Raw genomic sequence first — 12,435 nt, forward strand, 5'->3', positions numbered from 1 at the left:
CCGTTTCTATTTATGCCCGATATCTCTATCACCTTGCCTGAAACAAATTCTTTGCCCAACGACCTGCTTCAAACGGTACTGGAAGTTTCCCTGACGGCCATTAATCTGCTGCGCCCGCTTTATGGGCCGCAAGGGGAGCTAACCGACTTTGAACTGGAGTACCTTAATCCGGCCGGTCAGCACATGTTGAAACTGCCGGAGCAGCCGGACGGCACTTTAAGCACCCTCTTTCCTGCCACGCTGCACAACGGCGTGCTCAACTTTTACCGCCAGGTATTTGAAACCGGCGAGGCCGGCCACTACGAGGTAAACTACCAGACAGATGGCCTAGATGGCTATTTCCGGCTGGCCGCCCAACGCAAAGGTGCCCGGCTGGTGGTGAGCTTCACTGATACTTCGGACCACGACCGTAGCCCCGTAGAGCAGGCCCTGCGTGCGAGCCAAACCCGGGAAAAGGCAGCCCGCCTGGAGTTGGAAGAGCAGCGCGAGCAGCTGCGCACCATTCTGCAGCAGGCACCGGTGGCTTTCAGCTACCTGCAAGGCCCTGAGTTCAGAATTATGACGATTAACCCCCTGGCTTGTAACGTATGGGGCCGCACCGAAGAGCAGATGCTGGGAGTGCCCTTAATGAAAGCCTTGCCAGAGTTGCAGGGGCAAGGGTTTGAGCAGATCCTGCAGGAGGTAATGCATACCGGAAACCCTTATGCAGGAAAGGAGCAGAAGATTTTTATCTGGCGAAACGGGCGCTTGGATGAAACCTATTATGATTTTGTGTACCAACCCCTGCACAATCAGCACGGCTCGGTAACGGGAGTAGTGGTGGTAGGAGTAGAGGTAACGGAGCAGGTGCGCACGCACCAGCAGATACAGCGCCTGAACGCCGACCTGGCCATAGCCAACGAGGAGCTGGCCGCTACCAACGAAGAGCTGCAGGCTACCAATGAGGAGTTCCTGACCAATAATATAGATCTGCTCAGTACCCAGCTGCAGCTGCAGCTGCTTAACCGGGAGCTGGAAACGCGGGTGGAGGAGCGCACAAGTCTGCTGTTGCTGGCCCAGGCCGAAGGTGAGCGGCAAAAGGAGCGCCTGGAGCGCCTGTTTATGCAGGCTCCGGCGGCTGTTTGCATTCTCGATGGGCCGGAGCTGGTGTATGAGCTGGTCAACCCCGGCTATCAGCAGCTGTTTCCGGGCCGGCCGCTGCTAGGCAAGCCGCTGCTGGAAGCTCTGCCCGAGCTAAAGGACCACCCGGTATATCACACGTTCCGCCGGGTTTATGACACGGGCATCACGCACGAAGAGTCCGGCATTCAGATTCCTTTAGTGCGGGCAGACACGGGGTTGCTGGAAGATCGCTACTTCAGCTTTATTCAGCAGGCCCGCTACAATGCTAGCGGCCAGATTGATGGCGTGCTGGTATTTGGTTTTGAAGTAACCCAGCAGGAGCAGAGCCGGCAGCGCGCCGAGCAGCTCCAGGCCGAGGCGCTGGAAGCCGCGCAGCAGATAGAGCGGCTGCGCGAAATCATGTTCCAGGTGTTTGAGCAAACGCCCGCCAGCGTAGCCATTCTGCACGGCCCCGAGCACCGTTTCGACTACGTAAACCCCGGCTACCAGGCCCTTTTTCCAGGCCGCCAGCTGTTGGGCCTTCCTTTGGCCGAGGCCCTGCCCGAAACCGTAGGCTATGGCTTCCTGGCTCTCATGGACCAGGTATACACTACCGGGGAGCCCTTCTTTGGTACCGAATTGCCGCTACAGGCCCGCGACCCGGAGGGCAATATGCTGCCCGAGACGTTCTACACCTTTACCTATCAGGCCTACCAGGAAAAAGGCGTTACGGTGGGGGTTTCCATTTTCGCGTTTGATGTAACGGAGCAGGTGCTGGCCCGCCAGCAACGCGCCGCCCAGCAGGCGCAGCTGCAAGCCTTGTTTGAGCAGGCACCAGTGGCCGTCGCCATTTTCCAGGGGCCGGAGTATCTGGTTGAGGTAGCCAACCCCCGCGTAACGGCTATCTGGGGGCGTACCCCGGAACAGGTAATAGGGCGGCCCATTTTTGAGGCCCTGCCAGAAGTGCGCGACCAGGGCTATAAGGAATTGCTGGACCAGGTAGTGGCTACCGGGGAGCCTTTCATTGCGCAGGAAGTAACCACCCTGCTGGAGCGAAAGGGGCAGCTGGAAACCGTATACCTGAACTTTGTGTACCAGCCGCTGCGCGATGCGGATGGCGCTATTACCAGCGTTGCCGCCGTTGCTACGGAAGTAAGTGAGCAGGTAACTGCCCGCCAGCAGCTGCTGGCTGCCAATACCGAGCTGGATAACCTCAACCAGCAGCTCACGCGCACCAACGTAGACCTGGACAACTTCATCTATACCGCCTCCCACGATTTAAAAGCGCCTATCACCAATATCGAAGGCTTGCTGCAAACCCTGCAGGATGAGCTAAAGGAGCCCACCCGAACCCGGGAAGTAAGCTACATCCTGGAGCTGATGCATGATTCCGTGAACCGCTTTACGCGCACCATTGAGCACCTCACCGATGTATCCCGCCTGCAGAAGGAGCATGAACAGGCACCTACCCAGGTGCAGCTGGCGGAGGTAGTGGAAGACGTGCTCCTGGATCTGGCCCCCCTGATTCAGGAAGTAGGCGCCCGCCTGCAGGTAGAGGTGCAGGACTGCCCCTCTATTGCCTTCTCGGCCAAAAACCTTCGCTCCGTGGTCTTCAACCTCGTCAGCAATGCCCTGAAGTATCACAACCCGGCGCGCGACCCGCTGGTGAGCCTGCGGTGCTACCCGCTGGAAAAATACATGGTTCTGGAAGTGCAGGACAACGGTCTGGGCATTGAACTGGACCGCGAGCGGCAGCCTTTCCAGATGTTTCAGCGCTTCCACACGCACGTAGAAGGCTCCGGCGTAGGGCTGTATATGGTGAAGAAGATGGTGGAAAATGCCGGCGGCCGCGTGGAGGTGCTCAGCCAGGTAGGCGAAGGCTCTATTTTTACCGTGTACTTCCCTAAATAATACTTGCAGGTAGCCTCCGGAGGCATAGTATAAGCATACCTTATTTACACGCGCGGGACCAAAATTGCGGTATACTTCGTTTCACGCAGGTTTTTTTTCTGCTGCCAAAACCACCACTTTACCTGCCGCATCGGCCAGCCCGCAAAGAGAAACGCCCCTTATCTGACTCAGATAAGGGGCGTTTTCCGGAATGAGCGAGAAACGAGGCTCGAACTCGCGACCCTCAGCTTGGGAAGCTGATGCTCTACCAACTGAGCTACTCTCGCAAAGTAGGTGGTAAGACAAAAGTACACAGGTGAAATCAATTTGCAACTCGGCTGCGGGGCGTTTGGTAAGGGGCGCGTGGTTCCAGCCTGAATTTCTGGATTTTCGTAGTAGAACGGGGGTAGCAGGCTGTTCTGCCACAAAAGCTGTTTCTTGCACCAAAATCCTTCTGCTATGGCTTCTCCTGCCGGCCGGCGCCAATTCGGGTTACTGTTAATCATTCTGGGCGGTATTGGCGCGGCCCTCATGCTGGTGCGAACCGTGACGCAGCTGTACCTGAGTGGCATGATTTCGGGCGCGGGTTTTTTGCCCGATCAGCCTGACCAGCTGGTACCCATGCAGGATTGGCTTCTCACCCTCGCTACCTTCGCCGCTTTCATCATCATCATCCGGTATGGGCGCCGCATGCGCCGTGATGCGCGCATTTCCGACGAGCCCGGCGACCATTCCATTTCCTGATTTCTTCCGCGCTCCGGCGCGTTTTTTTCTTATGTCTTCACCCCTGCAAATTGTAGTGGCCAAGCGCACGGCAGCCGTAGCGGCTCAGCTGGCCGAGCTAGGTCGCCAAACCTTTGAAGAAACCTTTGCGGCCGATAACAAGCCCGAGGATATGACGGCTTACCTGGAGGCCAACTTCGGCCCGGAGCAGCAAATGGCCGAGCTGCAGGATCCAGCGGTGGTATTCCTGCTGGCCCACATGCAACAGGTTCCCGTAGGCTACGCCAAGCTGCGCATCGGCTCCGAGCTGGGTATCGCCGAAGGCAAATCCCCGGCCGACCGCCTGGAAGTAGAGCGCCTGTACGTGCGCGAAGACTGGATTGGCACTGGTCTGGGCGCCGCCCTGATGCGCCGCGCTATTGAAGAAGCCCGCATGCAAAACTGCCGGAGCGTGGTGCTGGGCGTTTGGGAGAAAAACGAGCGGGCCATTGAATTCTACCGCCGCTTTGGTTTTAAAGTCATTGGCGAGCATCCGTTTCAGGTAGGAACTGACATCCAGAACGACCTGATTCTGCGCAAGGGCCTGTAACAGCGCTGACTAGCGTGCAAGCCGTACATTTGCCGTATTGTTTCCCTTTTTCTTCTCCTCGTGCCCGTAAACGGCTTTGTTTCTTTCCCTCGTTTGATGTCCTGGGCTGTCCAAAGCCGGGCATTGGTGGTTAGCTGTCTGCTGCTGGCGGCCTGCTCCGGAAAATCGGGCAAGCCGGTGTTGCCGCTGCCCACCGGCCACTTTGAGGGGCCGGTTACCATTCAGGGTACTGAACTGCGGGCTGCGCTGGATTTGCGGGAGGTAGCGCCCGGCCGGCTACAGGCCGAGCTGTCGTTCCCGGCCGTACCCGGTATGGAAGTGCCGCTGAATGAGGTGCATTATGCCGAGCCGCAGCTGCAGTTTGAACAGCAGGGTGGTTTCCCGGGCCATGTTACTGTAAACGCTATTCGGGAGGGCGACTTCCTGCGCGGGGCATTTCTGCTGGATAGCCTGCGGGCCGAGTTTGTGTGGGTGCGCCGCGGCCCCGCCGAGCCCCGCCAGTACCAGGAGCAGGCCGTGCGCCTGATAGCCGGCAGCCAGCGCCAGGTAGCCACGTTGTATTTGCCCGAAGACACGGTGTCCCGGCACCCGGTTATGGTGGTGCTCCCTGATTCTGCCACCACCGCCGGTGGTCCGGCCCGCGCTGCCTGGCTGGCCCGCAAAGGCGTGGCTTCGTTGTTGCTGGCACCGGCCGCCTCTAAAATAGAACCCACCGATTCCAGTGCCCGTCAATGGGTAGAAGCCGCCTTTGCCACGCTACGCACCACGCCCCGCATTGATACTGCCCGGGTAGCCCTGTGGGTGCGGGGCACCGCCGCGGCGCAGATAATCAAAACCATTGCCCGGCAACGCCCGGCGGCTGTTATTCTGGAAGCCATACCGCTGGCCAGTGCCGCGGAAGCCCAGCCCTACAAAGCCCTGACCCGCCAGCGGATTCCCGCCCTGGGCCTGTATGCCGGCGCCGACCCGGCCGTGGATGCCCGGCAGAGCGCGCGCCGCCTGCGGAATGCCATTGGCTACGGGCGCGGCAACGCCGTGCAGGTATACCCCCGGGCTAATGCGTATTTTCTGCTGCCCGGCAGCACCAATACGGCCGGCTTGTGGAGCTGGCCTCACTTTGCCCCCGGCTACGTGCAGGACGTGGAGCAGTGGCTCCAGCAGCAGCTTATCAAGTAAGGGTAAAGGCTACAACACCAGTAGCCCTTTTTCACGCAGCATCAACCAGCCGGCGCTCAGCAGAAACTGCTCCCACTTCTGGCCGCCCACGGCGGGGAAGCTCTGCGCGGCATCTTTCAACAGCACTTTCGTGTCGTAATCTGTGGCCAGGCCGGTGAGCAGTGCCTGCAGCCAGGGGCCCAGTGCGGCGGGTACTTTCACTTCGAAGTCCTCGGCCTGCTCAAAAAAGGTCAGTACGGCCTGTTGGCCTTTCTTGCCCGGCTCATAGCGTAGCTCCGGGGTGTTGCCCAGCCAAAAAAGGCGGTTGTTGGGCCGGGCAACGTCCGGCTTGCCGGGCTCCTGCAGCGCCTGCTGAATCAGGTGGCGCGGTACGGTGGTGCGGGGCGTTTTGAAATCGAACCAGAAGCTGAGCGGCTCCTGCAGGGCCACGCCGTGCAGGTAGTTATACAGGGCCTTAGCCAGGCCGGGCCCGAAGGCTTCGTGGTCGGTGCCGGTGGGGTCTTCGTGCCAAAGATCGTTCCAGGCAAAGGGGCCGGGCTCGGGGCCGATGGGCGCTACCTGGTACCTGGCCGGGTTCTTACCCACGGGCGAGTGCGCCGTCATGGAAAAACGGTGCCAGTAGCCACTCTGCACAATGCCCGCGGCAAACAGCTGGCGCACTACTTCCAGGCTGTCGACGGTTTCCTGGGCGGTTTCGGTGGGGAAGCCATACATGAGGTAGGCGTGCACCATAATACCGGCCTGGGTAAAGCCATCCGTCACGCGGGCTACCTGGGCAATGGTGACGCCTTTTTCCATGAGAGCCAGCAGGCGGTCAGAAGCTACTTCCAGCCCGCCGCTTACGGCAATGCAGCCGGAGGCCGCCAGCAGGCGGCACAGGTCGGGTGTGAAGGTTTTCTCGAAGCGAATATTGCCCCACCAGGTAATGGTAACGCGCCGCTTGAGCAGCTCAATAGCCAGGTCGCGCAGGGCCAGGGGCGGGGCGGCCTCGTCTACAAAGTGAAAGCCGGTTTGTCCCGTTTGGGCTATAATCTGCTCAATGCGGTCAACCAGCAGGGTGCTGGGTGCGGTTTCGTAGCGCGAGATATAGTCCAGCGTTACATCACAGAAAGAGCACCGCTTCCAGTAGCAGCCATGGGCCACGGTCAGCTTGTTCCAGCGCCCGTCACTCCACAGCCGGTGCATGGGGTTCAGCACCTCAATCACGGAGAGATACTCAGTCAGAGGCAGATCCGAGTAGTCCGGCGTGCCTACCTCGGCGTGCGGTATATCGGGGTGCGGGTAGTTGAGGTACTCTACTGCCCCGGCTTCGTTGCGCAGGAAGGTGCGCTGCAGCTCGGCCTGCGGAAGGTTGCCCTGCACATAGTCCAGCAGCCGCAGCCAAGGGCCTTCGCCATCGTCCAGAGTCAGGAAATCGATGTAGTCGAAAAAGCGGGGCTCCTGAATGGTGCGCAGCTCGGTGTTGGGGTAGCCGCCGCCCATCAGGGTTTTGGTGGCGGGGCTGATTTGTTTGATACGGCCCGCCAGCCGCAGTGCGCCATACAGGTTGCCAGGGAAGGGGACGGAAAAGCCCACTACGTCCGGCTGCACGTTGGCCATCAGCGCGTCTGCCAGCTCCAGCAGCATTTGGTCCAGCAGGTTGGGTGCGGCTTGCAGGGCTTCGTGCAGGGCATCAAACGTGGTAGCCGACATAGCCAGCTTCTCAGCGTAGCGCGAAAAGCCGAATTGTGGACCCACGGTTTCTTTAATCAGATCAGCCAGGTCTTCCAGGTAGAGCGTGGCCAGGTGGCGGGCCTGGTCGCTGAGGCCCATGGTGCCGAAGGCCGTTTCCAGATCCGCCACGTTATCAAAGCGGCTGGCTTCGGGCAGAAACCGGGAGTGGCAGATGCGCGACGCCAGGGTGTTGTCCTTGTTTTGCAGGAAGCGGATAACCGGCTCAACAGTGTTCAGATAGCTTTGCTTCAGGCGCAGCATGCGGCGGGCGTTGTCGCTCAACTGGTAAGCGCCGCCTTCAATTGCCGCAAATACCCGCGTAAGGCCTTCCTTCGAAAACAGCTTTAGCACCAGCTCCAGCCCCAGATCTGCCTGCGTAACGGTATAGCCGCGCCCGCCCAAAAAGCCTTTTATGTAGGCCGTAGCCGGGTAGGGCGTGTTCAGCTGCGTAAGCGGCGGCGTAATCAGCAGAATATGGGGCGAAGTAGACACGGCAACACGAAAGCAAAACGAACCGCAAAGATACAATGGCTGTTTGGCTATCCGGGCGAAACACTGATTTCCTCACTCTACCCCCTGACTTGATTTTCTCCTGTATGAGCGCCGGCGCCCTGCAACGTATTGGTATGTACCTGGCCCGCGGCTCCTGGCCCCGGCAGGCCGCCTATGTGCAGGAGTTTTGCCGCAAGGTGCAAATCCATTTTGCCTACGGCCATACGCCCGAGGCCGAAGAAATAGCCGAGGCGCTGGCCTTTGTTCATCAATACCGCTCCCAGTCTTCGCGCCTGATTTTTGGCGAGGACAGCCCGCGCGAGCTGGCCAGCCGCATCCGGGAGCAGCGCACCCGTGCCCATCTGGCCCGCCTGCGCGAGCGGCCCACCGATGCCAGCCGGCCCTACCCACAGTTCCGCCCCACGCGCCGCAACTGCTCCCATCAGGATTGCGGTTCCGCCGCCATGTATCATTCCGATTACTGCTACGACCACAATCCGGAGTAAGCAGAAGCGGCTACATCTTGCTCATCTTCATCAGTGAAGGGTTCAGGCGCAGATACACCTGCGCTGAAACGGGCGTTTTGCCATATAAAGGCCGAATAATTTCCTCCGGCCGGTAGACGGTTCCCTGCGCCCCCAGCGTGAGGTCGGTGTTGGCTACCTGCGCTACGCGGTAAGTAGTCCCTAAGGTGAGAGCGTGAATGTTGAAAGGCCCTTCCGCGGGATTATCATTCGGTAGGAGGATTACCGTTTCCGTCTGCAATTCTTCCGCCGACTTCTGCACAAACTCATAGCGCCCATATACGGCGGGCTTGCCTAATTGAAGATTGGTTTCAGCCAGCACAGAATGGGAGGTGTGGGAATGCTCGTCGGAAATATTCTGGTTCATGCCCCATACCAGCGCTGAGGCCAGGTAGCGCCCGTCGCTCCATTGGTTGCTCTGAATGATGGAAGCCGTAGTGCGCTTCACGTCCTCGTTGGGGTGCAACACTTCCGGCTGTCTGAGAAAAGCGCGGCTAACCTGCAGGGCCAGGTTGCTGGTGGGGTTCCAGTTCAGGCGGCCGGCCCAGGAGTCGGCGCGGGGTTTGTCGAAATTATAGCGGTGTTCGTCGGGCTCCCGGCCGGTGAAGTTGGAGCCTTCCAGCTTGAACTGCTTGTAGCGCAGGCCCAGCGTGGCTACGCCAAAGGTGATGTGCGTCGCATCCTGCCAGTGGTGGCCCAGGGAGGCATCGGCGTTGGGCATGGCCGAGATGCGGTGCATAAATGCTACCGGGCCAATGGCCGGCTCGCCGGGGTAGCCCACATAAGCGGTCAGGTCTATATCTTCGGAAAAGGAGTGGGTGTAGCCAATGCTCAGGGATGAGAATAAATCGTGGGGGTGCTGGCGGTCTACCAGCGGCCGGCCCTGGTACGCCTCACCGCTCTGGAACAGCAGGGGGTAGCCGTTGCCGCCTTCCGTGAGTGGGTCCAGAGAAAACATGGCCGTCAGGTTCAGGAGGCCTTTCGCGCCCACTTCCCGCTGGGCCATGGTCATAAACCAGTTGGGCGCATCAAAGGTGAGGCCGCCGCGCTGTGCCCCGTTGCGCCCAATGTTTTGGTTGGTGTAGCGCAGGTAAATAGCGCCGTGGTTCATTACCATCCATTTGCCGTGGTGGCTCATCCACATATACATGGGCGTTTGGTCGGGGTTCCAGGCGGTACCGGAGCCGTTCCGGTTCATGGGCAGCTGGCGGGAGTAGGCGTGCGGCATGGTGCCCATATCCATGGTGCCATGGTTCATGCCCGGCATCATATCCATGTTGTGACCAGCGTGGTTCATGGGGGCTGCGGGCCGGGCAGTATCGGCGGGGGCCATGCCGGGCATGTGGTGCTGGCTATGGTCCATAGGCGCAGCGGGGCGCCGGGTGGTATCAGTGGCAGCCGGCTGCTTTATCTGGTGCTGCTTATGCTGAGCATAGCCGGGCATGGTGCTAAGCAGGAGCAGCAGGGCCAGGGCGAAATGAACAGAGTAATACATAAAAAATCAGGGTATCAGAGGATTACCTCTAATACCCTGAATGAAGTGCGCCGGTTATACAGAATTCCGGCGAAGTTGGTACGATACTGTGGCTTGCGGGCGCCGTTAGGCTATTTTGTCCAGAGACATGCGCTTGGGCATCAGGTCGCGGCGGAATTCGCTTACGGAGCGGCCGGTTACCTGGCGGAACTGGTTGCTCAGATGCTGGCCGCTGCTGTAGCGCATTTGCTCGGCAATTTCGCCCAGGGTCAGCTCGCCATAGCTGAGCAGCTCCTTCACCTGCTCAATCTTCATGCGAATCAGATACTTCTCAATGGTGAGATTAGCCGTGCGCGAAAACACCTTGCTCAGGTGAGAATACGTGGCGGCAAACCGGTCTGTGAGGAAAGCGGAGGTGGTAAGCGGCATGCGCGCCGTGCGCAAATGCTCCAAGTATTCGGCCAGAGCCGTTTTAATTTGTTCCGTGAGCTGCTCCGCCCGATCCATTAATACATCGAAGCCTGCTTCGCGAAGCAGCGGCGCTACTTCTTTGGGGTCGGCAGGCGTGTCTTTCGCCAAAACTGCTTCTCCGAGTGTTACCTGAGCCGGCCGGTAGCCAGCCTGCTCCAGGAGGTGGCGCACGGCACTAACGCAACGTGGGCAAACCATATTCTTGATGTGCAAGCGGGTTGTTTTCACAGTGTAGAAGGTAAGTTGGGCGTTAATGATTTAAGGAGCCAACCGCGAACGGCTGGGTGTTTGTTTCCGCGGGGCAGCGGAAACAGTAGGGCGGCTACGGCGTGTAGGTGCAATTGGGGTTTCCTGCCAGCCAGCACCAAACCAGTTGCTGGCAGCCCAATTCACGAATGGCACAACAACGAGGAACGTTACGGCCAGGAGACAGAAAAGTACGAAAAAAGCAGCAGAAGTCCTGAACAAGAACTCATTATGAAAGCCAAAAACATACGCTACCAGTAGTATGGCTAAGAAAAGACTTATACCAGCTACCAGCGCCGCGTGTCGCAGCAGGGGGGAAGCAGGGCGGAACTTGGAAAGAGAGGAGCGGTGCTTCGGCATGAAACAAATATACCAAATTTGCCAAAGTCGGGTTTTACCTGTGTACGCGCAACGGGCCAGCAACGACTAAAAACACGGGCATGAATCGCAGAATACTGCTTGTGATAAAATTCGATTTCCGGTAGCAACGGCCGCCACGTAAACCCCGCCAACAGGCAGCCGTAGGAAGCACTATACTTGCTTGTTTCACAACCTGCTTCACGATTTCGCCCTATGACTTTCTCTCTCCCTTATTTGCGCACAACTGCTGGTGCGTTCCTGTTTGCCTTCATAATGGTAGCCTGCGGTACCGGCAATAAATCCGGCGACACCAACGTAGAACGCGGCGTAGATAAAAGCCACGACCCCACCGAGGTAAACCCCACTTCCTCCGGCCCTTCTACCACCGGCAACACTCAGGATACCACCCGCCGCCTCACGGGTGAAGAAATATATGACCGCGCCGGTAAGGCCAAAGACCGCAACAACGACGGTATTGCTGACTAACTCCGCAACACCCCACAACCAAAGCGCCCTTCCATAGCAAATGGAAGGGCGCTTTGGTTATCAGTCTTAATCAGCCTCTAGGGCCGGTAAAACACGAAGCTGTTAGCACCTACGCCCACCGCAAAGGAATCAATGGGCGTGCCGGTGCTTTGGTAGCGGATAAACTTGGTGGGCCCACTGAAATTCTCCAGTGCTCCATATACTGTATTGTCGCGTGGGTCTAGGCCCAGCCCATAAAACCGGCGGCGAATGATGGGGGTAGTGGGCAAGGCCGCATCCGTGGTATTCATGCGGAACACCGCCGAGCCGTTGCTGAAGTACAGGGTAGTGCCACTGAAATCAATCAGCAGCTTTTGGGGGCGTACCTGGTTAGAGGCAAAGGGGCGGCGCGTCTGCGCGGTCGGGTTCTGGGGGGCGAAATCCACCAAAGAGCCGGGTGTGGTATGCTCATAGTCTTCGGTGTAGTCAGGGTTGTAGGCTACCATACCGCTGTTGAGCACCCATATCCGGCCGGCCCGGTCCTGCACCAGGCTGGTGGGGGCGTCGCCCACGGGCAGGGTAGTTTCTACCGCATCGGTCAGGGTGTTGATGATGGTCAGCGTGTTTTCGCCGTTGTTGGCTACGTACAGCTTGTTGCCCACCACCAGCATTGCCTCCGGGGTAATACCCGTGGGAATGGTTTTTACAATGGTATTGGTTTTCAGGTCGATGACGGCCACGCGGCCCGGCACCCCAAAGTCCACCCACTCCGTTACGTAGCCTTTATCAGCCGAAGCCGCCATAAAATACCGGGGCAGCAACAGGCCCGTGATAGTCGCTACTTCCTTCAGGTCCGGCAGAGAGACTACTTCCAGCTTGTTGCTGTTGTTCACCACAATATAGCCCCGGGCGCCCGCCACCGTCATCGACTGCGCCACATCCCCCAGGGGCCGGCTATTGGCCGTTTGAAACCGGTTTACATCCAGCATCTGCCCGGTAGCGGTGCTGAAGCTGCTGATGCCGGCATTGCCTTTGTTAAAGCCGCCTTCGTTCACAATAAAGACGTCGGCCGTCGATGTAGGGTCGGGCGTATCCGTGTCCGGGTCGCAGGCGGTTACGATCATCATGCTCAGGAGAGCCAGCGCCGAGCGGGTAATGAAAGGAGGGAAGCGGGGAGAGGTGTACATAGAATAAGAAAGTAAGGGAAAGAT

At 58.9% G+C, this 12,435-nt stretch carries 10 protein-coding genes and 1 tRNA gene; 6 read left to right on the forward strand and 5 right to left on the reverse strand.

Features of this window, described 5'->3' with window-relative positions; genetic code table 11:
• Positions 1-12: 12 nt before the first annotated feature.
• Positions 13-3,012, forward strand: coding sequence for a PAS domain-containing protein (locus AM218_RS00630; RefSeq protein ID WP_054410911.1), 3,000 nt, complete (start codon positions 13-15; stop codon positions 3,010-3,012).
• 193 nt (positions 3,013-3,205) lie between these two features.
• Here AM218_RS00630 and AM218_RS00635 read toward each other — a convergent pair.
• Positions 3,206-3,278 (reverse strand) — tRNA-Gly (locus AM218_RS00635).
• 172 nt (positions 3,279-3,450) lie between these two features.
• Here AM218_RS00635 and AM218_RS00640 point away from each other — a divergent pair.
• The 3 genes from AM218_RS00640 to AM218_RS00650 all read left to right on the forward strand — a co-directional run bounded on the left by AM218_RS00640 (position 3,451) and on the right by AM218_RS00650 (position 5,479).
• Positions 3,451-3,735 (forward strand): hypothetical protein, encoded by a 285-nt coding sequence (locus AM218_RS00640; RefSeq protein ID WP_054410913.1) that lies wholly within the window; start codon positions 3,451-3,453, stop codon positions 3,733-3,735.
• Between the two features lie 31 nt (positions 3,736-3,766).
• Positions 3,767-4,303, forward strand: coding sequence for a GNAT family N-acetyltransferase (locus AM218_RS00645; RefSeq protein WP_054410915.1), 537 nt, complete (start codon positions 3,767-3,769; stop codon positions 4,301-4,303).
• A 96-nt stretch (positions 4,304-4,399) separates the two neighbouring features.
• Positions 4,400-5,479 (forward strand): dienelactone hydrolase family protein, encoded by a 1,080-nt coding sequence (locus AM218_RS00650; protein ID WP_157547457.1) that lies wholly within the window; start codon positions 4,400-4,402, stop codon positions 5,477-5,479.
• A gap of 9 nt (positions 5,480-5,488) precedes the next feature.
• On the opposite strand, the gene AM218_RS00655 is transcribed toward AM218_RS00650, so the two are convergent.
• A complete protein-coding gene (locus AM218_RS00655; protein WP_054410918.1) occupies positions 5,489-7,684 on the reverse strand; it encodes a B12-binding domain-containing radical SAM protein in 2,196 nt (731 codons plus the stop codon).
• 104 nt (positions 7,685-7,788) lie between these two features.
• Here AM218_RS00655 and AM218_RS00660 point away from each other — a divergent pair, with 104 nt between their 5' ends.
• Entirely contained in the window at positions 7,789-8,190 is a 402-nt protein-coding gene (locus tag AM218_RS00660; protein WP_054410920.1) for a hypothetical protein, read from the forward strand.
• A gap of 10 nt (positions 8,191-8,200) precedes the next feature.
• Here the strand turns inward: AM218_RS00660 and AM218_RS00665 are convergent, their stop codons facing one another.
• Entirely contained in the window at positions 8,201-9,703 is a 1,503-nt protein-coding gene (locus tag AM218_RS00665; protein ID WP_054410922.1) for a hypothetical protein, read from the reverse strand.
• A 105-nt stretch (positions 9,704-9,808) separates the two neighbouring features.
• Positions 9,809-10,381, reverse strand: coding sequence for an AraC family transcriptional regulator (locus AM218_RS00670; RefSeq protein ID WP_082317997.1), 573 nt, complete (start codon positions 10,379-10,381; stop codon positions 9,809-9,811).
• 612 nt (positions 10,382-10,993) lie between these two features.
• Here AM218_RS00670 and AM218_RS00675 point away from each other — a divergent pair.
• Positions 10,994-11,245 (forward strand): hypothetical protein, encoded by a 252-nt coding sequence (locus AM218_RS00675; RefSeq protein WP_157547458.1) that lies wholly within the window; start codon positions 10,994-10,996, stop codon positions 11,243-11,245.
• Positions 11,246-11,322: 77 nt separating this feature from the next.
• Here AM218_RS00675 and AM218_RS00680 read toward each other — a convergent pair whose 3' ends face one another.
• Positions 11,323-12,411: a YncE family protein gene (locus tag AM218_RS00680; RefSeq protein ID WP_054410929.1), complete on the reverse strand. Its 1,089-nt coding sequence runs from the start codon at positions 12,409-12,411 to the stop codon at positions 11,323-11,325.
• Positions 12,412-12,435 lie beyond the last annotated feature (24 nt).

The organism is Hymenobacter sp. DG25A, from assembly GCF_001280305.1.
Lineage (GTDB): Bacteria > Bacteroidota > Bacteroidia > Cytophagales > Hymenobacteraceae > Hymenobacter.

Bases quoted from the DNA above. Each gene is read 5' to 3' on its own strand.
- AM218_RS00630 (WP_054410911.1), top strand. From the start codon at position 13: ATGCCCGATATCTCTATCACCTTGCCTGAAACAAATTCTTTGCCCAAC.
- AM218_RS00640 (WP_054410913.1), top strand. From the start codon at position 3,451: ATGGCTTCTCCTGCCGGCCGGCGCCAATTCGGGTTACTGTTAATCATT.
- AM218_RS00645 (WP_054410915.1), top strand. From the start codon at position 3,767: ATGTCTTCACCCCTGCAAATTGTAGTGGCCAAGCGCACGGCAGCCGTA.
- AM218_RS00650 (WP_157547457.1), top strand. From the start codon at position 4,400: ATGTCCTGGGCTGTCCAAAGCCGGGCATTGGTGGTTAGCTGTCTGCTG.
- AM218_RS00660 (WP_054410920.1), top strand. From the start codon at position 7,789: ATGAGCGCCGGCGCCCTGCAACGTATTGGTATGTACCTGGCCCGCGGC.
- AM218_RS00665 (WP_054410922.1), bottom strand. From the start codon at position 9,703: ATGTATTACTCTGTTCATTTCGCCCTGGCCCTGCTGCTCCTGCTTAGC.
- AM218_RS00680 (WP_054410929.1), bottom strand. From the start codon at position 12,411: ATGTACACCTCTCCCCGCTTCCCTCCTTTCATTACCCGCTCGGCGCTG.